An 18770-nucleotide genomic window follows, 5' to 3' on the forward strand; every position below is an offset into this window, starting at 1 on the left:
TGGACCCCGAACTCTCTCCGCGGGACGTTGAGCGACACTTCGACTCGCTCGCGCTCGCTCAGTGCGGGTCTACGCGAGACGAAGCCTGCCCCGCGGGTGGACCTCGAACACCCTACGCGAGACGAAGCCTGCCCCGCGGGCGGACTCAGCCGCTGACGGCGCGCAGGAACGCGCGAACGTTCTCGCCGAGCCGCTCGATGCGCTGATCACGCGCGGCTTCGCGATCGAACCCCTCGTACGCGAGCGGCGGCAGCCGGCGCACGGTCTGCGAGCAGCCGAATTCCGCGCACACGAGCGTGCCGATCGTGTCGCCGTTACGGCCCGCAGCTCCGGCCTTGCGCGCCGAGAAGAACTGCACGTCGTTGCAGAGCGTGACGTCCTCGCACCACGAGCACTGGGCACGTGCCTGCACGCGCTGCTCGGCACGCTGCAGGAGCACGCCGGTGAGCGCGCCGTCGACCTCGGTGACGACGTACGCGCGGCGCGCAAACTTCTGGTCGGACCAGCCGAGGAAGTCCCGGGTGAAGAAGTCGATCTCTGCGAAGCCGGTCGGCAACGAGAGGGAGGATGCCTCTTTGCGGGAGGCGTTGATGAAGGATGCGCGAATCTCGCGCTCGTCGATGGGACGCATGATGAAATGCTTTCTGAATGCAGGGAAAAGGGAGGACGATCTGCCGGGGACGGGGTTCCGCCTCCGGCTGACACTCAGCCTCTGCCGCCGGCGCCGGGAGCGCCTGCGACCACCTTCCGCGCCTGAAGCGCATTCATCGAAATCAGCACCCGGCGAGTTTACGCTCCTCGCGCGCGCATGTCACGGTCACTCAGCCGACGAGCGTCGGGATCTCGTGACGGTGCGGAGTCCCGAAGCGATGCGCCGAGACCGACACGGCCTGCTCGCGCAGGAAGGTCAGCATCTCGATCCGTCCTGCCGTAAGAACCGGCCCGGAGTAGATCGCGACCGCCGGCGACCCGCCGGTGTGCGCCGCGACCGCTGCCGCATCCCCACCGATGAGCCGGATGCGGCCACCGGTCGCGCACAGCCGTGCGGCGCGCGCACCCCAGCCGTCGGCGTCCTCGACGGCGACGCCGATCGCGTGCGCTGAGAGCCACGAGGTGATGGATGCCGGGAACGCCGCCGCCGTGCTCACACTCAGGCGAGCACCGGTGCGGATGCCGGCTGCGATCACGCGGACGGCTTCGGCGGGCGTCGCATCCTCGATACGGATCGTGACCGGCACCGTGCCGTAGCGCAGCGCGTTCTGCTCTGTGAGCAGGCCCGTCGGATCGCTCACCGCACCGAACTCGTCGCGCCAGGCTGCGACGTCGGTGGAGAGAGCGCCCTGCAGCCAGGTCCTGTCGCCATCCACTGCGGCGAGCGCGCTGCGCGAGAGCGCATCGTCGGGTGCATCCGCCGTGACGGGAGCATCCTGCCAGTTCGACAGACCGATGAGGTAGCTCGGTCCGCCGGCCTTCGTTCCTGCACCGACGGCGGCCTTCTTCCAGCCGCCGAAGGGCTGGCGCTGCACGATCGCGCCGGTGGTGCCGCGGTTGACGTAGAGGTTGCCGGCCTGCACGGTCGCGAGCCACTGCGCGATCTCGGCGTCGTCGAGGGAGTGCAGCCCGGAGGTGAGACCGTAGTCGATCGCGTTCACCACGCCGATGGCTTCGTCGAGGGTGTCTGCGGTCATGATGCCGAGCACCGGACCGAAGTACTCCGTGAGGTGGAACGGGCTGCCTGCGGCGACGTTCTCCCGGACGCCGGGACGCCACAGCTGTCCATCCTCGTCGAGCTTCTCGGGCTCGATGACCCACTTCTCGCCCGGCTCGAGCGTCGTGAGGGCGTGGAGGAGCTTGCCGTCGGCCGGACCGATGAGCGGCCCGATCCGGCTGGAACCGTCCCAGGGCTGGCCGACCTGGTACGAGCCGACGGCGTCGATGAGCTGGCGACGGAATCGCTCGCTCTTCGCGACGGAACCCACCAGGATCACCAGGGATGCCGCAGAGCACTTCTGCCCGGCATGTCCGAATGCCGAGTACGCCACATCGCGGGCAGCGAGATCAAGATCCGCATGCGGGGTGACGATGAGCGCGTTCTTGCCGCTCGTCTCCGCGAGCAGCGGCAGGTCGGGCCGGAAGCTGCGGAACAGCTCCGCCGTCTCGTAACCGCCGGTGAGGATGACGCGCTCTACCGCCGGATCGCTGATGAGCTTCTCGCCCAGTTCACGGCCATCGAGCTGCACGTACTGCAGCACGTCCCGCGGAACTCCCGCCTCCCACAGTGCCTCGATCATGACGGCCCCCGAGCGGCGTGCTTGGCGCGCGGGCTTGATGATGACCGCTGCCCCTGCCGCGAGCGCGGCAAGTGTCGAGCCTGCCGGAATCGCGACAGGGAAGTTCCACGGCGGGGTGACGACGGTGAGCCCGACGGGTGTGTGCGTCGCGCCCTCGATAGCGTCCACGCGCTCGGCGCTCTCGGCGTAGTAGTGCGCGAAGTCGATCGCCTCGGACACCTCGGGGTCGCCCTGTTCGAGCACCTTGCCGCACTCCGAGCCCATGACTTCGAGCAGCTCGCCGCGATGAGCCTCGAGCACCTCACCGGCGCGATGCAGGATCGCCGCGCGGCCGGCGGCGCCGAGCTCGCGCCAGGACTCGCCTGCGCCGGTGGCGCGCGCGATGACCTCGTCGAGGGAGGCCACATCGGCGATGGTGTTCGCCCGCACGGTCGCGTTGCCGAGATCGGATGCCTGCATACGAGAGCGGATGCCGTCGCCCCACGCGCGGTTGGCGGCCAGGCTCGGGTCGGTGTCGGGGGTGTTCACGAACCCTTCGACAGGCTCAGGGAGCAGATGCTTTCCGCTCGCCGACCCTTCGACAGACTCAGGGGTCGAAGCGTCGGAATGCGCACCCCGGTCCTGCGTGCGATTCGGCACCGGGACGTCGGTCGGCATCGACGCGATCGAGGCGAGGAACCGGTCGCGCTCGCGGTCGAACAGTGCCGGGTCGTCGTCCAGGTCGAACACCGCCGACATGAAGTTCTCGGTCGAAGCGCCCTCTTCGAGACGCCGGATCAGATACGCGATTGCGACGTCGAACTCGGCCGGGTGCACGACCGGGGTGTACAGCAGCAGCGACCCGACAGTACGTCGGATGACGGTGGCCTGCGCGGTCGCCATCCCGAGCAGCATCTCGAACTCGATGCCGTCGGCCGCTCCGCGCTGGTTCGCGAGCAGCCACGCGAGAGCGATGTCGAACAGGTTGTGTCCTGCCACACCGATCCGCACGTTCTTCACGTGCTCCGGCCGCAGTGCGTAGTCGAGGACGGCCTTGTACGAAGCATCCGACGCCTCTTTGCTGTGCCAGGTGGCGAGCGGCCAGCCGTGGGTCTCAGCATCCACCCGTTCCATCGGCAGGTTCGCGCCCTTCACGACGCGCACCTTGATGTCGGCACCCCCGGCGTCGACGCGAGCGGCGGCCCACTCCTGCAGACGGATCATCGCCCCGAGCGCGTCGGGCAGGTAGGCCTGCAGCACGATTCCGGCGGAGAGGTCGCGGAACTCGGCACGGTCGAGGACCGTCGTGAAGACCGCGATCGTGAGATCGAGATCCTTGTACTCCTCCATGTCGAGGTTGATGAACTTGCGACCCCGGTCGCGAGCGATCCGGAACAGCGGCACGAGCGCATCGGCGGCGTGCGCGACGGCGTCGTCGAATGCCCACGGAGTGTGCGGTGCCACCGTCGAGGACACCTTGATCGACACATAGTCGACATCGTCGCGCTCCAGGAGGCGGCGGGTGCCTTCGAGACGCCGGGCGGCCTCCTCCTCGCCGAGGATCGCCTCGCCGAGGAGGTTGATGTTCAGCTGCACGCCTTCGGCCGATCGGATGCTGCGGATCGCCGCGCCGAGTTTGGCATCGGTCGCATCGACGATGAGGTGACGCACCATGCCGCGCAGGACGGCTCGGCTGATCGGCACCACGATGCCGGGGAATGCGGGGGCCAGCGCACCGCCGAGCCTGATGAGGCTGCGCAGCGCCAGCGGCAGGAACTTCGGTGTGAGCGGCACGAGGTCGCGCAGGTTGTGCGCGGCGACGGTGAGATCTTCGGGACGCACGACGCCATCGACGAACCCCACAGTGAAGTCGAGGCCGTTCGGGTCGCCCAGGACGCCCGCCAGACGCTGCGCGGCAGCATCGGTGGGAACCTCGCGACTCTGCTCGAGCCAGGTGCGAACGAGCGCGACCGCGTCGTCGGCGAGGGCTGCGAGCTCCGCGTGGCCGGTCGGAATGGCTGTCGTCTGTGTCATCGGGCTTCCTCACTCCAGTGCACGGGCAGGGTGCGACGGCGCGCACCCGCTGCTCTCAGTGTGGATGCGGATACCCATCATGAAAAGCGAGCGTTTACGATAGGTATTATTCGGTTTTCACGATGAATCTGAGGGGGCGGAATGTTTGAGCTGCGACGCCTGCGCCTGCTGCATGAACTGGCGCTTCGCGGCACGATCGCCGACGTGGCGACCGCACTGTCCTACAGCCCGTCGACGGTGTCGCAGCAGCTGACTCAGCTCGAGCGCGAAGCGGGTGTGCCGCTGCTGGAACCCGACGGTCGGCGCGTGCGCCTGACTGCTCATGGACGACTGCTCGCCGCCCACGCGGCGCGCGCGCTCGCTCTTGACGAGGCGGCGCGTGCGGAGCTCACCTCGTCCCAGCAGCTGGACACCCCGGTACGGGTGGCGGTGATGCCCACCGCTGCGGAGGCTCTCGTGCCGACGGCGCTGACGCTCCTCGCAGAACGCGCGCCGAGCGTGCGCCTCGAGATGGTGGAGCTCGCACCGGAGGCCGGCCTGTTCGAGCTGCAGGCTCGAGCGTTCGACCTCGTCGTCGCCGAACAGTACCCCGGGCATACCCGGGCACTGCGCGAGGGGATCGATCGCACCCTGCTGGGGCGCGACCCCGTGCGCCTGGCCCTCCCGGCCGGTTCGACCGCTGCCGGACTGGACGATCTGCGCGACGTTGCCTGGGCGATGGAGCCGCACGGAGCTGCCGTGCGCCAGTGGGCTGTGCAGCAGTGCCGCGCCGCCGGGTTCGAGCCGGACGTGAGGTTCGAGGCGACCGACCTCATCGCACACGTGCGCCTCGTCGAGGCGGGCCATGCGGCGGCGATGCTGCCGGACCTCGTCTGGTCGGACGGCCGCCCCTCGGTGCGTCTGCTGGATCTGCCGGGGTCCCCTGTGCGCGAGATCTTCGCCGCGACCAGAGCGTCCTCCCGCGACGACCCGGCGCTCGCTGCGGTTCTGGCTGCGATGGCGGACGCACTCGCGGCGCTCCAGCCCCACTGACCGCCGGCGTGCGCGGCGCATGTGTTGCGCTGTATTTCACGTCACGTTGGCGCTGCGTGCGAGCCGAATTACCTTGGGTGAACAGCATCCGCCGACTTCAGGAGAACATCGTGTCCACCGCGCACCGCACATCATCACCCCTCGAGGTGAGCGGGCGTGCGGCGTGCATGTGCGACCACGGCGACGTCTGCTCCTCGTTCGCGCCGGGCCACGCCCTGCACCTCATCCAGGCGCGGCTCGCGTCTGCGACGCCGAGCGACTGGGCAGACGCGATCGTCGAGAACGCGGATGCCGTCACCGGCGAACTGCGCGTGCGCACGTTGGATGGTGAGCAGTGGGCGCTGTGGAGCGCTCAGGGCGCTGCGCTCGAGGTCGAACCGGGCACACCGGTCGCGCTGCACCGGAAGTACCACGTGCTCGCTGTCGGGCGCGTGCGGTTCAACGTCGCGGTGTGAAGTAGCTTCGACTTTCGAGCGGCTTCGACTTTCGAGCGGCTTCGACTTTCGAGCGGCTTCGACTCGCTGGCGCTCGCTCAGCCCGTTTCGTCTCGCTGGCGCTCGCTCAACGACCGGCGGGTGGGTCAGGCGGCGGCCATCATCATGTTCTTCATGTCCATGCAGGCATCCATGCACGCCTTGCACGACTGAGCGCACATCTTGCAGACCTCGCTGTGGTCCGCGTGCTCCATGCAAGCATCCATGCACAGCTGACACATGGCGATGCAGGCGTCGAGCATCGACATCATCACGGCGGGCGTCATCCCCTGCATCCGCATCATCGCGCGCATCATGGTGTTGCACATGTCGGCGCAGTTCATGCACGACGGTGCGCAGTCCATCATCTGCATCGAGCAGACCGTGCAGGCCTGCTCACAGGCGGAGCATGCGTCCATGCACGCCTGCATCACTGCCATGTCCATCTTCGCGTCCATGCCGGTCATGGTCTTCATGTCGTCGGACATGGCCCCCATCATCATCGCGTCCATCTGCTCGCCTCACTCTGCATCGTGGTCGAGCCGAGGAGCGACTCGCGCCGGGAAAGCGGGCAGGATGCCCGCCTGACGCCAGCGTAGTCCCGTCGCGCTCGCACGTCGATGGGCCCTCACGCCGAAGGCACGCTCAGTGATGTCAGGCGGTGATGTTCGCGCTGTCTCCGGCGGTGACCGCCAGCGACGTCCCGGTGATCATTCGCGCGGCATCCGAGGCGAGGAACACCACCGCGGGGGCGACATCCTCGGGCTCGACCCAGGGCACTCCGAGAGGGATCTGGGGCGTGCGAGCTGCGACCGCGGTCGCCTCGTCTTTCGCCTCGTCACCGGTCGGGGTGTGCCCGCCCGCTTCGATCAGCTGGCCGTAGCGTGTCTCGTGGCGAGTCAATGCGGTATCGATCAGACCCGGGATCAGTGCATTCACGGTGATGTCGTGCTCCCCCAGCTCCAGAGCCGCGGACTTCATGAGGCCGATGATGCCCCATTTGGTGGCCGAGTAGCTCGCACCGAACTTCGTGCCGTGCTGTCCTTGCGTCGACGAGGTGACGACGATGCGACCGCCGCCGCGCTCGACCAGGTGCGGTGCGAACGCACGGAGGGTGTTGGCTGTGCCGGTGAGGTTGTTGTCGACCTGACCGGACCACTGCTCATCCGTCATTCCCAGCAGCGGGTCGAAGGTCTGGATGCCGGCGTTGGCGAACACGATGTCGATGCCGCCCCACTCGGTGACGGTATCTGCAGCCACCTCGCGCAGACGAGCGATGTCGCGGATGTCCGCGATAGCGGCCACCCACCGCGATCCGGCCTCGGCGACCGCTGCACCGGTGGCGTCGAGATCTGCCGCCGTCGCCGGCGCGAAGTCCAGGCCCGGTACGACCTCGGCGACGATGTCGATGCCGACGACGTCGGCACCCGCACGAGCCAAGGCGATCGCCGTGGCCCGTCCGATACCCCGTGCCGCTCCGGTGACCACCGCCACCTTGCCCTGCAGTGCGTCGTTACTGAATGTCATGGTGTGCCCCCTCGTGCTTCGTCTCTCCTGCTCCGTCTCCGAGACACCCTAGCCGTAGCCCGTGCACTCCTGTGGCGCCCCGGAGCAGACTCGGGGCAGACTCGGGCGTAGTCTCAACACCGTGTCAGCCTTCTCCGCCATGCAGCGACTCGTCATCACGATCGCGGTGCTCGCATCGTTCGTGACGTTCCTCGACGGGACCGTCGTGACCGTCGCTCTTCCGGCGATCAGCGAGGAGCTCGGCGGCGGCATCACCACGCAGCAATGGGTCGTCGATGCGTATCTCATCACGCTCAGCGCCCTCATCCTGCTGGCGGGTTCACTCTCAGACGCCTATGGCCGTGTGCGCATCATGCGCATTGGTCTGATCGCCTTCGGCATCGCCTCGATCGCTGTCGCGGCGGCGCCGGAGCCGCTGACGCTCATCCTCGCTCGGGCACTGCAGGGAGCCGCAGGAGCTCTCCTCGTGCCGAGCTCACTCGCCCTCATCATGGCGACGATGCGCGGCGAGCTGCAGTCCCGCGCGATCGGCGTGTGGACAGCGTTCACGACCGGCGCACAGATCGCCGGGCCTCTCCTCGGCGGCCTGTTCGTCGACCTGCTGTCGTGGCGATGGGTGTTCGTGATCAACGTCATCCCGATCGGCATCACCCTGTTCCTCCTCGCCCGGCTGCAGCTGCCCGATCATCGACGCGACATGCGCGTGGACTGGTGGAGCGGGATCCTCTGCGCGCTCGGCCTGGGCGCGGTCGTCTTCGCTCTCATCGAGCAGCCGAATCTCGGCTGGGCCTCGCCCGCCATCTGGCTCCCCGCAGTCGTCGGCGCGGCGCTGTTCGTCTGGTTCCTCCTCCGGCAGCGGCGTTCCCGTGCGCCGCTCATGCCGCTGTCACTGTTCAGTGCTCGAAACTTCGCCTGGGGCAACCTCGCCACGTTGTTCATCTACGCCGCACTTTCTCTGAACGGCTTCATCATCGGCGTCTATCTGCAGGAGGGCGCGGGGCTGCCGGCAACGGCCGCGGGCCTTGCGAGCCTGCCGATCACCATCCTGATGATTCTGCTCAGCTCGCAGGCGGGCGCGTGGGCGGGAAGGCTCGGGCCGCGTCTGTTCATGACCGGCGGACCGCTGCTCATGGCGGCCGGAGCCCTTCTGCTGCTCACCGTCGCGCACGACTTCAGCTACTGGTGGCAGGTGCTGCCGGCGATGCTCGTGCTCGGTCTCGGGCTCTCCCTCACCGTTGCACCGCTCACCTCAGCCGTACTCGGGGCGATCGACGAGAACCGCTCGGGAATAGCATCCGCCGTCAACAACGCCATCTCCCGGGTCGCGGGTCTCATCGTCGTGGCGATGCTGTCGACGATCGTCGGCGGCACTCTCGACCTCGACGGCTTCCACAGCGCAGCCTGGGTCACCGCAGCGCTGATGGCCGCTGGCGGAATCGTCTCGTGGATCGGCATCCGCAAACCCGCGGCCCCCGTCAGCGATCAGCGTCCGAGCGCGCCGAGCAACTCCACGAAGTGATCGAGCTCTCCGGGCGTCCATGAGCTCAGCCGCTCGCTGATGCGCCCTTCGTACTGGGCACGGGCGAGCGCTACTTTCTCCTGCGCGAGTTCGGTGGCGACGAGCACGCGCGCGCGCCGGTCATCGGGGTCGGGGATGCTCTCGACCAGCCCCAGCTCCTCGAGCTGTCGCACGTGCCGACTCACGGCCGACTTGTCGGTCTGCAGTCGCTCGATGATGGCTCCGGCTGACGTCGCCTTGCCGGTCGCAATCGAGGTCAGCACCTGGTAGCCGAGCGGCTGCAGGTCGGGATGCACGGTCACTGCCGCCTCACGCCAGCTCACCCGAATTCGAGCGAAGAGGTGCGCGAGCTCCGCCTCGACGCGTCGCACCGCCTCATCCAGGCGGGCACTGTCGTCAGGGGCAGAACTCATACCCGTCAGTGTACGGCGATGCCCCGCCACCAGAACCGGTGGCGGGGCCTCCAGAGCCGTGCATCACATCTCGGCGAGAAGGCGGAACACCTTCGATGCCGCGTCGATCTCATCGGGCGTCAGCTCGGCAAGAGCCGCGCGCAGCCGGTTGGCGTGATCGCCTCTCAGCGCAGCGAGCGCCTCGTGGGCTTTGGGCGTCGGAGTGAGCACCCGCTGCCGCGCATCACGCTCGTCAGCACGGGATTCCAGAAGGCCCAGGTCCTCCAGCATCCGCACCTGCCGACTGACGACGGATTTATCCATCTCGAACGACTCCGCGAGCTGATGCGCGTTCGCGCTTCCGACTCGCCCGATGAACATCAGCAGCTTGTAGCCGGCCGGCTGCAGCTGAGGGTCGATTCGGGCAGCCGATTCCTTCCACTGGGTTCGCGTACGTGCGAACAGCAGATTCAGGTGACCTTGGAAGTCCGCGAGCGCGTGGTCGTCCTCAGTCGACAGCCCGGATGCCGCGCCCATCTCAACGCCTGGCCTCGACCCGGATGCTTCCGGTGTCCAGAGATGATCCCACCTCGGCCTCGGCGAGCTCGAGAACGGATTCCTCTGCCTGCTCGCGCAGCTGTTCGGCAGCGGTCTTGGTCGACAGCGGCTTGTTCTTGATGAACGCGATGGCGATGACGCCGAGCACGGCCAGCGGGATCGCGAGGATGAACGCATCCGCGATGCCGTGTCCGTATGCGGACTCCACGATCACTCGGATCGCCTCGGGGAGCTGTCCGACCTTCGGAACGTCACCGGATCCGAGCTGCTGCAGCGCGGTGATCTCCTCGGGCGTGGACGGCGTGAAGCCGCCCAGCGAATCGGCCATGTAGGTCGCCACGCTGCTCGAGAGGATCGTCCCCATGATCGTGACGCCGATCGTTCCGGCAATGGTGCGGAAGAAGTTGACGTTCGCCGATGCCGCACCGAGCTGCTGCGGAGGGGTATCATTCTGGACGATCAGGGTGAGGTTCTGCATCACCATGCCGAGACCGGCACCGAGCACGAACATGTAGACCGCGACGAGCGGGAACGGGGTGTCATAGCGCAGCGTCGACATGAGGGTGACGCCGACGGTCGCGAGCACGGACCCCGTGACCATCCATGCCTTCCACTTGCCGAAGCGGCTCACCAGCTGGCCGATGATGATCGAGGCACCCATCTGGCCGACGATCATCGGGATCGTCATCAGTCCCGATTCGGTCGGCGTGGCGCCACGGGCGAGCTGGAAGTACTGCGCGAGGAACACCGATGTGGCGATCATCGCGACACCGATGGCGATGGATGCCAGGACCGACAGCGTGAACGTGCGATTGCGGAACAGCGACATCGGCACGATCGGCTCTTTCACGAAGAACTCGACGGCGATGAACCCGAGGATCGCGACAGAGCCGATCACGGCGAGGATGATGCTGGTGCTCGAGTCCCACTCGAACTGACTTCCGCCCATCGAGACCCAGATCAGCATGGTCGAGACGCCGACGGCGAGCAGCACGATGCCGAAGTAGTCGATCGACACCTTCGCCTTGTGAGGCTTGGGGAGGTGCAGCGTGAACTGGAGGAGCACGAGGGCGAGGATGGCGAAGGGCACACCGACGAAGAAGTTCGCGCGCCAGCCCCATGCATCGGTGAGGAAACCGCCCAGGAGCGGCCCGCCGATCGTGGCGAGCGCCATGATGCCACCGACGACGCCCATGTACTTGCCTCGTTCACGGGGGGAGATGATCAGCGCGACGGCGATCATCACCAGTGACATGAGGCCACCGACGCCGACGCCCTGCACGACGCGCAGTGCGATGAGCATGTTCGTGTCGGTCGAGAACCCGGCGGCCACGGTGCCGAGCGTGAAGAGGATGAGAGAGATCTGAATGAGGATCTTGCGGTCGACGAGGTCGGCGAGCTTGCCCCAGATCGGGGTGGTCACGGCTGTGGCCAGCAGGCTCGCGGTGATGACCCAGGTGTACTGGGACTGAGTACCGCCGAGGTCGGCGATGATGACCGGGAGCGAGGTGGAGACGACCGTCCCGGAGATGACGGCGACGAACATGCCGACGATGAGTCCGGAGATTGCGGTGAAGATCTCACGCGGTGAGGACGCGGCCTCGGGTTCGGTGTGAGTGGTGCTTGTCAATAGGTGCTCCTGCATACGAAAGTTGATCGACGTCAACCATACGCTTCTAGTTGCTGAAATGCAACTATCGCCAAAGGTCAACTGATTCTTCGCCCGAGGATGATCGGGCGGGTGAGTGCGGGGGTGAATTTCCGCGTGGAAGGCGCCGCGTCGCACACGCAGTCGCCAGGCTGGCCCCGTACTCGTCGCCGATCCAGAGAGCCTGTGGAATGACTAACGAACCCTCCATCCGCGATACCGCGACGAACGGCATCCGCACTGCCCTGGGCGTGAGCGGAATCTTCGCCATCATCGTGGGAGTTCTCATCCTGGTGTGGCCGGGAAGGACGGCCGTTGTCGTCGCCGCGATCATTGCGATCTACGCGATCCTCGCCGGACTCATCTATGCGAGCATCGGCATCTTCAGCAAAACGATGCGCGCCTGGGGGCGCGTTGGCCACATCATCCTCGGCATCCTGTTCATCGTCGCCGGGATCATCGCTTTCATGAACCTCACCCTGGCGACCGGCGTACTGGCTGTTCTTCTCAGCGTCCTCGTCGGTGTGATGTGGATCGTCGAGGGCATCGTCGCGCTGTCGACGCTCGGCGACTCCTCCTCGCGCGGCTGGTCGATCTTCTTCGCACTCCTCAGCGTGATCGCCGGAATCGTCCTGCTGTTCTCCCCGCTGTGGGGCGCGGCCGTGCTGTGGTGGCTGCTGGGCATCTCGATGGTCGTACTCGGAATCATCAACGCCGTGCGCGCGTTCCGCATCGGACGTCGGGCGTAGGCTCACCATCATGAACATCGAGGGATGCTACAACTCTCGCGACACTGCCGGCACTCCTCTCACATCGGGCGGAGTGACCCGCGCCGGAGTGCTCTACCGCTCGGACGCACTCTCCAACCTGACGCCGAACGGACTGGACCAGCTGGCACAGACCAACGTCGGCGTGATCGTGGATTTCCGCACCGCCGAGGAGCGCCAGGCAGGTCCGGACAAGATTCCCGATTCACGGCCGTTCCGCACCGTCGAACTGTCGTTTCTCGAGGGCGCGATGTCCGATATGGCCAAGAATCTCTTCAGCAGCGGCGGACCGCTGACCCCTGAGCAAACTGCCCAGGTCGCGGCCAGCATCCCGACCCTGGGTGACCTCTACATCGGGATGCTGCAGGGCGGTGCTTCCTCGTTCGCACAGGTTGCACGCCTCATCGCCGAAGGCGACGACTCCGCCCCCAGTGGTGTGCTGGTGCACTGCACCGTCGGCAAGGACCGTACGGGTGTGGCAACGGCGCTCATGCTCGAGGCCGCCGGCGCCGAGCGCTCTGCCGTCGTCGCCGACTACGCCGCATCCCAGGAGAACCTCGCGGGCCCCTGGGCCGAAGGCATGCTCCGCATGGTCGAGTCGTTCGGGATCCCGACCACTCCGGAGCTGACGACTCTGGTGTGCGGAACCCCGCCCGAGGCGATCGAGAGCGCGCTGAACTGGGTCGATACCCAGGCCGGCGGCGCCGCGGAGTACCTTCGCTCCGGCGGGCTGACATCCGACGAGCTGTCCGCGCTTCGCGCGCGCTTCACGGCGTAAGCGTCTTCACGGCGGGCGTCTTCACGGCATAAGCACTTTCACGACATAGGTGCCGATGCCGACTCGGCCTTCGCGAGTGCGAACACGCCCCCCACCGCCACCGCACCCGCGACCACGAACGTGATGATGGCCCAGATCGAAGCACCGCTCGCCTCTCCCAGAATCGTGATTCCGAGCACCACGGCGATGGCGGGATCGATCACGGTGAGGCCTGCCACGACCACCTCGGGACGGCTGAAGGCGTGCGCACGCTGCACGAAATAAATGGAAAGTGCGCCAGCGATTCCGATGCCGATGACGCACCCGATGGTCAGCAGATTCGCCAGATCGAGAGCGAACTGTCGTGTGTGCAGGAGCGCTTGCACGCGCGTGATCACGGTCTTGCCGAGCGTCGCGACGAATGCCGAGTAGGTTCCGCCCAGGATGACCCAGGCGAGCGGCGGTATGGTCCGGGTGCGCCCGGCGAGGAGCGCAATCGCGGTCACCAGCAGCACTACGCCGAGCACGATCAGCACGCTGACGAGCTGTACGTTCGTGATGGCATGCTGGGTGCTCACGAGCGCGGCCACGGTCACGAACACGGCAACGCCGAGCACGCAGATGAGTATCGATCGCACCACCGCAGCGGCAGGCTTCCGCTTCGCGATGAACGACGTGAGAAGCACCGTGAACACGAGCGCAGCGACACCGATCGGCTGCACCACCATCAGCGGAGCAAAGGTCAGACTGCCCAGCTGCAGCAGGATCGACACGACCAGCACGAGCGAACCGAGCAGCCAGAACCTGTTGCGGATGAGCTGAACGACCTTCGACTCGTCCGTACCGCGCGCGACCCGGGCCTCCATCAGCCGAACTCCATGGCCCTGCCAGAGGTTGCCGATGGAGAGGGCGAGAGCAGAACAGAGCGCCAGCGCGATTCCCACGAGGGGCAAAGAACTGAATTCCATGACTATCTCTCGCTTTCGAGACGGAGTTTGATACTGATCTCGTAGGCGTCGAGCTCATCGAGAACATAGCGGAGAGCACTCGTGGTGTGCCGGCCGGAACGCCCGAGCTCGTGCATCCGCGCACGCATCACGCCGAGCAGGGCAAGTTCGAAGGAGAGCACTTCCGCGGCACCCGTGCCCTCCGGAAGCTCGAGCGGGGTAACCCGCCACGACCGCGGAAGCGTGTACATCGCGTCACTGAACGGCTCGGAATTCGGGCCAACGAGCGCATGGCGAGCGGTGGCGGCATCCGCGGCTCTTCGAAGCTCGCGATCGATCGTGCGCACTTCTTTACGCGGTGGCCCACCCGCGCCCGGTTTGCGCAGGCCGAGCCATCTGGCGACGACCGGAAGTGTCAGCCCCTGCAGCATGAGGCTGCCCGCCGCGACGACGAAGGCGATGAAGATGAGAAGGTCCCGCTCCGGAGTGTCCTTCGGAAGGGTCTGGGCCGCCGCGAGGGTGACCGCACCGCGCATTCCCGCCCAGATGATGATCGTGTTGTGCTTCCAGGTCAACGGCGACGCATCGAAATAGTCGAAGTCGGCCCGTTTCTTCCGCACGCGCCGGTCGCTTCGGGTCTTGGTGCCATCGATCTGCTTCAGCGCCATCTTCTTCGCGTGCGCGGACTGCAGCGAGAGCACCGGGATGACATAGACGGCACGGATGATCATGAGCACCACGAATGCCAGCGCCGCGATCCCCGCGCCCCGCAGGAGCCGTTCACCCGCGTCGATGTTGCTCTGCACGATGCCGTACAGTTCGAGCCCCATCGTCAAGAAGATCGCCCCTTCGAGAAGGAACTCGATCGTCTGCCAGTTGAGTTTGTCCGATACGCGCTGCTCCGGCGTCAGCCACCGCAGCGCACCCTGCCCGCAGACGAGCCCGGCCACCACGGCGGCCACGAGCCCTGATCCGCCGAGCGCCTCGGTGGGCAGATAGGCGAGGTAGGGCACTGTGAGGCCGATCGCCGTATTCGCGGTGGGGCTGCTCGTCCACGCACGCAGACGCAGCGCGATCATTCCGATCACCGCTCCTACGAGAAGGGCCGCCACCACAGACCAGGCGAACGACCCCAGCGTCGTCAGCACGGAGAACCCCGCGGCGACTGCGACCAGCGCAGTACGGAGCACGACCAGCGCGGTGGCGTCGTTGAGCAGGCTCTCTCCCTCGAGCACGGTCACGACGCGTCGTGGCACGCCGAGCTTGCGGACGACTGATGTCGCGACAGCATCCGTCGGGCTCAGAATCGCACCCAAGGCGACCGCGAGCGGAAAGCCGATCTCCGGCATCAGCCAGAAGAAGAAGAGCCCGAGCAGCAGCGAACTGATGATCACCAGCAGTACGGAGAGACCGCCGATCGCCGCCAGGTCCCGTCGGAATTCGATCGCCGGGGCGGACACCGCTGCGGAGTACAGCAACGGCGGAAGCACGCCGGCGAGAATGATCTCCGGGGGATCGCAATGGCGGACACCGCCGGAATCATACTGATTCCCAGACCGATGGCGACAAGGATCAGAGGTCCTGCGACGCCGATCCACTTCGAGAGGGAATTCGCCAGGACGATGATCAGAACACCGGCGATGATCGTCATCAGCATCTCGGTCGACACGTTCAGCGTCCCTCAGCAACGGGTCTCATCGATCCGCGATCACGGCGCGCGCTTTCGCACGTACGCGCTCTGCCGATGTCGAAGCACCGAGAAGCCAGCCGACCAGTGCAGTGATCACGCCGAGGCTGAACAGCATCCATGCCGCCCACCGGATACCGTCGATGATCTGGTTGTAGATGACTCCGAGGGCGTCCGGTGCCAGGCCAAGCGTGCCAGCCATCGTCGCAACGACACTCGCACCCACCATCAGCCCGATACCGAGTACGCCGCATCCGACCGCGATCCCGATGCCGGCCCCGAGGACTGCCGCGCTCCTGCGCCGGGCGATCCCGATGCCCAGGGCGAACAGTGCGAGGGCCGCGAACGGCATCCATCCGCCGAGGGTATCGGCGAGCGCATACGTCGTGCGGAGCATGACGAGCGTCTGCCCGTCTCCCACCGAGATCGACCGGTCCACCTCAGGGATGAGGACTGCCGCGCCGATACCGCGCTCGGTGAGGACGGCCTTGACCTCTTCGACGAGCGGGCCGATCTCGATGCGCACCTCGTCGGGGGTGAGCACCACGATTCCTGCGCCATCGGAGGTGGCCGCGAACGTGAGTGCGCGATGCGCGCCGTACAGGCTGCTGCTCCACACCGCGGAGAATGCGTCGGATGCGACCACCCTCGATACGGCGGACTCGACGAGATTGCGCAGCCCGTCGGCTGCGGGCTGCCGGAGGAGATCCAGCGCGGTCGAGGCCCGGGCGGGAAGACCGAGCTCGGAGATCCCGTCGAACACCTGATCGGTGAGCACCACGAAGTCCACCTGCGCGTTAACCGCCGCCATCGTCTCATCCACGATGAGCTCTTGCACGGCCGCGTCATCGATGAGCGGGGCGAACACCCCGACGAATGCTTCCTCGTCGACGAGCTGCACGCGCGCCCAAGCCCCGACGATCGACAGCGGCAGAAGAATCAAGGCCGCGCCGTCAACGGCGATCATGCTGACCTGCGCATATTGGCTCCTCGTTCCCGGGGCGATGGGATTCATCGGGCTCAGCGAGGCCGCGCAAGGAACGAGCGGGGCGACCACCGCCATCCTGAGGACTGCGGCATCCCTCATCGCTATCGCGATCGGCATGATGCTCGGTGCCGCATTCAGCCGCGACGTCACTGCGGTGGCCCGCGGCTGGCGGCGCGGCAGAAGGACCTGATGATGCGCGGGTGATCTGGCGGGTGATGTGCTTTGCGGATGCAGCACCACGAGCGGTGCGTTATGAATGACTCACAGTCATCATCGGTGAAGCCGCCGATGATTGACGCGATGCGATGGAGGTAGCGAAACATGTGCACACGAGTTCTGTGGCCCGACGCGAACGGCGCCGTCCTCGTCGGACGGAACATGGACTATCACCGCGATCTCGGTACGAACCTCTGGAAGCTTCCCCGCGGCGTGGTCCGTGACGACGGCGTGGAGGGCGCGCTGTCGTGGACGGCGAAGTACGGCAGTGTCGTCGCTGCGGCCTTCGACATGATCTCCGTCGACGGCATGAATGAAGCCGGTCTTGCCGGACACGTGCTGTGGCTGGCTGAGTCCGTCTACGGTGAATATGACCCGGAGCGGCCCGCGTTGAGCCAGGCCGTGTGGCTGCAGTACTTCCTCGACAACTACGCCACCGTCGCTGAGGCGGTGGAATGGATGGAGAGCACGGGGGCGCAGGTCGTTCAGCTGACGGACCCCGCCAGCGGCGAGGTTCCTGCCATCCACCTCGCACTCAACGATGCTTCGGGAGACTCCGCGATCATCGAGTACATCGATGGTGCGGTGGAAATTCACCACAGCCCCGAGTTCCGCGTCATGACGAACTCGCCGAAGTTCGACGAGCAGCTCGAACTTCTCGCGCGGTTCGAGGGCTTCGGCGGCGACGCTCCGGTGCCCGGTACGACGAATGCGCCCGATCGCTTCGCGCGTGCAGCGTACTATGTCAGCCGGCTGCCGGAGCCGACGTCCCAGCTCGCCGCGATCGCCTCGATGTTCAGCGTCATCCGCAATGCGGCTCAGCCGTTCCGGAATCCCGACCCCGGCAAGCCCGACGCCTCGCAGACGATCTGGCAGATCGTGGCCGATCAGACCAACCTGCGTTACATCTTCGAGTCGACGACACGGCCGAACATCGTCTGGGTGGATTTCGCGGATCTCGACTTCAGCGAGGACTCGGGCCAGGGCGTGATCGACCTCGGCGGCAAGCTGGCTCTCGAAGGCGGCTTGGCCGGCAACGTGAGCGGCCATTTCGAAGAAGGCCGCACGCTGAATTTCCTCACGCTGTCCATCGTCAAGCAACTCGCAGCAGCGAAAAAAGCCGCGAGTGCATGACGCTCGGACCGCGTCTATAGAAGGCCACGACCATGCTGCACCTGCTTGCTGAGCTGTTCACGATCGGGATCGGAGTCGCGATCAGTCCGCTCGCGATCGTCGCGGTCATTCTGATGGCGACGTCCGGGAAGGGGCGCAGCAACGGCACCGCGTTCATCATCGGATGCTACGTCTTCTCGGTGGTCTTCGTCAGCCTGTGCGTCCTGCTCGGACGCTCTGCGGGTTCCGAGGATGCCGATTCCGGCGCCCATGTGACTGTGGACGTGGTTGAGATCGTGCTCGGGCTGCTCCTGGTCGGGCTTGCTGTCATGCAGTGGCGAAACCGGAATCACACCGGTACCCCGAAGTGGATGAACGCGCTCGATGGGATGTCGATCTGGCAGGCATTCATCGCCGGTGTCCTGATCTCCGGCCCTCTCTCCCCCAAGGACCTGCCGCTGCTCATCGCAGCCGGTGGGCGCATCTCTCAGTCCACGCTGCTCGTGAACGAGATCGTTATCGTCATTCTCATCTTCGCCTTCATCGGGGTCCTCGCGGTCACCGTCCCCTGGCTGATCAGCGTCGTCTCGCCGAGCAAGGTCGAAGTGCGACTCAGCGGCGCCCGCGACTGGCTCGTCGCCAACCACTCGGTGATCATGACGATCCTGTTCATCATTCTGGGAGCGAAGCTCATCGGCTCCGGCGTCGCCGATCTCGTGTACTGACGACTCTCGACACAAGAGAAGAGGCGCCGGGGACGCCCGCGGCGGGGGGGGTGGGGAGAAACAAGGTGTAAGGGGTGGTCGGGGGGTGCGTGCCGCCGGGCGGGAGAGCCGCAGCCC

18 protein-coding genes are annotated in these 18770 nt (G+C 66.5%); 8 read left to right on the top strand and 10 right to left on the bottom strand.

Features of this window, described 5'->3' with window-relative positions:
- Window positions 1-145 precede the first annotated feature (145 nt).
- Window positions 146-631 carry an FBP domain-containing protein gene (locus tag ACTIAO_RS13500; protein WP_441906738.1) on the bottom strand — a complete coding sequence of 162 codons (486 nt, stop codon included), beginning with the start codon at window positions 629-631 and terminating at the stop codon, window positions 146-148.
- Window positions 632-821: 190 nt separating this feature from the next.
- Window positions 822-4304, bottom strand: a complete 3483-nt coding sequence (locus tag ACTIAO_RS13505; RefSeq protein ID WP_441906739.1) for a proline dehydrogenase family protein — start codon at window positions 4302-4304, stop codon at window positions 822-824.
- A 141-nt stretch (window positions 4305-4445) separates the two neighbouring features.
- Here ACTIAO_RS13505 and ACTIAO_RS13510 point away from each other — a divergent pair, with 141 nt between their 5' ends.
- Window positions 4446-5336, top strand: coding sequence for a LysR family transcriptional regulator (locus ACTIAO_RS13510; RefSeq protein ID WP_441906740.1), 891 nt, complete (start codon window positions 4446-4448; stop codon window positions 5334-5336).
- A gap of 110 nt (window positions 5337-5446) precedes the next feature.
- Complete coding sequence (locus tag ACTIAO_RS13515; protein WP_441906741.1) at window positions 5447-5791, top strand: hypothetical protein; 345 nt, start codon at window positions 5447-5449, stop codon at window positions 5789-5791.
- Between the two features lie 125 nt (window positions 5792-5916).
- On the opposite strand, the gene ACTIAO_RS13520 is transcribed toward ACTIAO_RS13515, so the two are convergent.
- Window positions 5917-6321, bottom strand: a complete 405-nt coding sequence (locus ACTIAO_RS13520; protein WP_441906742.1) for a hypothetical protein — start codon at window positions 6319-6321, stop codon at window positions 5917-5919.
- Window positions 6322-6463: 142 nt separating this feature from the next.
- Window positions 6464-7336, bottom strand: coding sequence for an SDR family NAD(P)-dependent oxidoreductase (locus tag ACTIAO_RS13525; protein ID WP_441906743.1), 873 nt, complete (start codon window positions 7334-7336; stop codon window positions 6464-6466).
- A gap of 139 nt (window positions 7337-7475) precedes the next feature.
- Here ACTIAO_RS13525 and ACTIAO_RS13530 point away from each other — a divergent pair, with 139 nt between their 5' ends.
- The gene (locus ACTIAO_RS13530) at window positions 7476-8855 is read left to right on the top strand and encodes an MFS transporter (RefSeq protein WP_441906756.1); all 1380 of its coding nucleotides are present in this window, start codon (window positions 7476-7478) and stop codon (window positions 8853-8855) included.
- Here the strand turns inward: ACTIAO_RS13530 and ACTIAO_RS13535 are convergent.
- The 3 genes from ACTIAO_RS13535 to ACTIAO_RS13545 all read right to left on the bottom strand — a co-directional run bounded on the left by ACTIAO_RS13535 (window position 8819) and on the right by ACTIAO_RS13545 (window position 11471).
- Window positions 8819-9268: a MarR family winged helix-turn-helix transcriptional regulator gene (locus tag ACTIAO_RS13535; protein WP_441906744.1), complete on the bottom strand. Its 450-nt coding sequence runs from the start codon at window positions 9266-9268 to the stop codon at window positions 8819-8821. The two genes, ACTIAO_RS13530 and ACTIAO_RS13535, sit on opposite strands and share 37 nt — an antisense overlap.
- Window positions 9269-9331: 63 nt before the next feature.
- Window positions 9332-9784 carry a MarR family winged helix-turn-helix transcriptional regulator gene (locus tag ACTIAO_RS13540; protein ID WP_441906745.1) on the bottom strand — a complete coding sequence of 151 codons (453 nt, stop codon included), beginning with the start codon at window positions 9782-9784 and terminating at the stop codon, window positions 9332-9334.
- A gap of 1 nt (window position 9785) precedes the next feature.
- Window positions 9786-11471, bottom strand: coding sequence for a DHA2 family efflux MFS transporter permease subunit (locus tag ACTIAO_RS13545; protein ID WP_441906746.1), 1686 nt, complete (start codon window positions 11469-11471; stop codon window positions 9786-9788).
- 173 nt (window positions 11472-11644) lie between these two features.
- On the opposite strand from ACTIAO_RS13545, the gene ACTIAO_RS13550 reads away from it, so the two are divergent.
- The gene (locus ACTIAO_RS13550) at window positions 11645-12202 is read left to right on the top strand and encodes an HdeD family acid-resistance protein (RefSeq protein WP_441906747.1); all 558 of its coding nucleotides are present in this window, start codon (window positions 11645-11647) and stop codon (window positions 12200-12202) included.
- A 10-nt stretch (window positions 12203-12212) separates the two neighbouring features.
- On the top strand, window positions 12213-12998 hold the full coding sequence (locus ACTIAO_RS13555; RefSeq protein ID WP_441906748.1) for a tyrosine-protein phosphatase: 786 nt from the start codon (window positions 12213-12215) through the stop codon (window positions 12996-12998).
- A 38-nt stretch (window positions 12999-13036) separates the two neighbouring features.
- Here ACTIAO_RS13555 and ACTIAO_RS13560 read toward each other — a convergent pair whose 3' ends face one another.
- The 3 genes from ACTIAO_RS13560 to ACTIAO_RS13570 form a co-directional block, all read right to left on the bottom strand.
- On the bottom strand, window positions 13037-13945 hold the full coding sequence (locus tag ACTIAO_RS13560; protein WP_441906749.1) for a multidrug DMT transporter permease: 909 nt from the start codon (window positions 13943-13945) through the stop codon (window positions 13037-13039).
- 2 nt (window positions 13946-13947) lie between these two features.
- Window positions 13948-15522: a cation:proton antiporter gene (locus tag ACTIAO_RS13565; RefSeq protein ID WP_441906750.1), complete on the bottom strand. Its 1575-nt coding sequence runs from the start codon at window positions 15520-15522 to the stop codon at window positions 13948-13950.
- 96 nt (window positions 15523-15618) lie between these two features.
- Window positions 15619-16578 carry a hypothetical protein gene (locus tag ACTIAO_RS13570; RefSeq protein WP_441906751.1) on the bottom strand — a complete coding sequence of 320 codons (960 nt, stop codon included), beginning with the start codon at window positions 16576-16578 and terminating at the stop codon, window positions 15619-15621.
- Between ACTIAO_RS13570 and ACTIAO_RS13575 the strand changes: the two genes are divergently transcribed.
- The 3 genes from ACTIAO_RS13575 (at window position 16577) to ACTIAO_RS13585 (ending at window position 18653) form a co-directional block, all read left to right on the top strand.
- Window positions 16577-16789 (top strand): hypothetical protein, encoded by a 213-nt coding sequence (locus ACTIAO_RS13575; protein WP_441906753.1) that lies wholly within the window; start codon window positions 16577-16579, stop codon window positions 16787-16789. The genes ACTIAO_RS13570 and ACTIAO_RS13575 overlap by 2 nt on opposite strands.
- 131 nt (window positions 16790-16920) lie before the next feature.
- Window positions 16921-17949 carry a linear amide C-N hydrolase gene (locus ACTIAO_RS13580; RefSeq protein WP_441906754.1) on the top strand — a complete coding sequence of 343 codons (1029 nt, stop codon included), beginning with the start codon at window positions 16921-16923 and terminating at the stop codon, window positions 17947-17949.
- A 32-nt stretch (window positions 17950-17981) separates the two neighbouring features.
- A complete protein-coding gene (locus ACTIAO_RS13585; RefSeq protein ID WP_441906755.1) occupies window positions 17982-18653 on the top strand; it encodes a GAP family protein in 672 nt (223 codons plus the stop codon).
- Window positions 18654-18770: the final 117 nt, after the last annotated feature.

The organism is Microbacterium sp., assembly GCF_052099035.1.
Taxonomy (GTDB): Bacteria; Actinomycetota; Actinomycetes; order Actinomycetales; family Microbacteriaceae; genus Microbacterium.

Excerpts from the sequence above, each read along its gene's own strand:
- ACTIAO_RS13560 (WP_441906749.1), bottom strand. The coding sequence starts at position 13,945 with ATGGAATTCAGTTCTTTGCCCCTCGTGGGAATCGCGCTGGCGCTCTGT.
- ACTIAO_RS13575 (WP_441906753.1), top strand. The coding sequence starts at position 16,577 with ATGCTGACCTGCGCATATTGGCTCCTCGTTCCCGGGGCGATGGGATTC.
- ACTIAO_RS13520 (WP_441906742.1), bottom strand. The coding sequence starts at position 6,321 with ATGGACGCGATGATGATGGGGGCCATGTCCGACGACATGAAGACCATG.
- ACTIAO_RS13530 (WP_441906756.1), top strand. The coding sequence starts at position 7,476 with ATGCAGCGACTCGTCATCACGATCGCGGTGCTCGCATCGTTCGTGACG.
- ACTIAO_RS13550 (WP_441906747.1), top strand. The coding sequence starts at position 11,645 with ATGACTAACGAACCCTCCATCCGCGATACCGCGACGAACGGCATCCGC.
- ACTIAO_RS13580 (WP_441906754.1), top strand. The coding sequence starts at position 16,921 with ATGTGCACACGAGTTCTGTGGCCCGACGCGAACGGCGCCGTCCTCGTC.
- ACTIAO_RS13525 (WP_441906743.1), bottom strand. The coding sequence starts at position 7,336 with ATGACATTCAGTAACGACGCACTGCAGGGCAAGGTGGCGGTGGTCACC.
- ACTIAO_RS13555 (WP_441906748.1), top strand. The coding sequence starts at position 12,213 with ATGAACATCGAGGGATGCTACAACTCTCGCGACACTGCCGGCACTCCT.
- ACTIAO_RS13540 (WP_441906745.1), bottom strand. The coding sequence starts at position 9,784 with ATGGGCGCGGCATCCGGGCTGTCGACTGAGGACGACCACGCGCTCGCG.
- ACTIAO_RS13505 (WP_441906739.1), bottom strand. The coding sequence starts at position 4,304 with ATGACACAGACGACAGCCATTCCGACCGGCCACGCGGAGCTCGCAGCC.
- ACTIAO_RS13510 (WP_441906740.1), top strand. The coding sequence starts at position 4,446 with ATGTTTGAGCTGCGACGCCTGCGCCTGCTGCATGAACTGGCGCTTCGC.
- ACTIAO_RS13535 (WP_441906744.1), bottom strand. The coding sequence starts at position 9,268 with ATGAGTTCTGCCCCTGACGACAGTGCCCGCCTGGATGAGGCGGTGCGA.
- ACTIAO_RS13500 (WP_441906738.1), bottom strand. The coding sequence starts at position 631 with ATGCGTCCCATCGACGAGCGCGAGATTCGCGCATCCTTCATCAACGCC.
- ACTIAO_RS13585 (WP_441906755.1), top strand. The coding sequence starts at position 17,982 with ATGCTGCACCTGCTTGCTGAGCTGTTCACGATCGGGATCGGAGTCGCG.
- ACTIAO_RS13570 (WP_441906751.1), bottom strand. The coding sequence starts at position 16,578 with ATGATCGCCGTTGACGGCGCGGCCTTGATTCTTCTGCCGCTGTCGATC.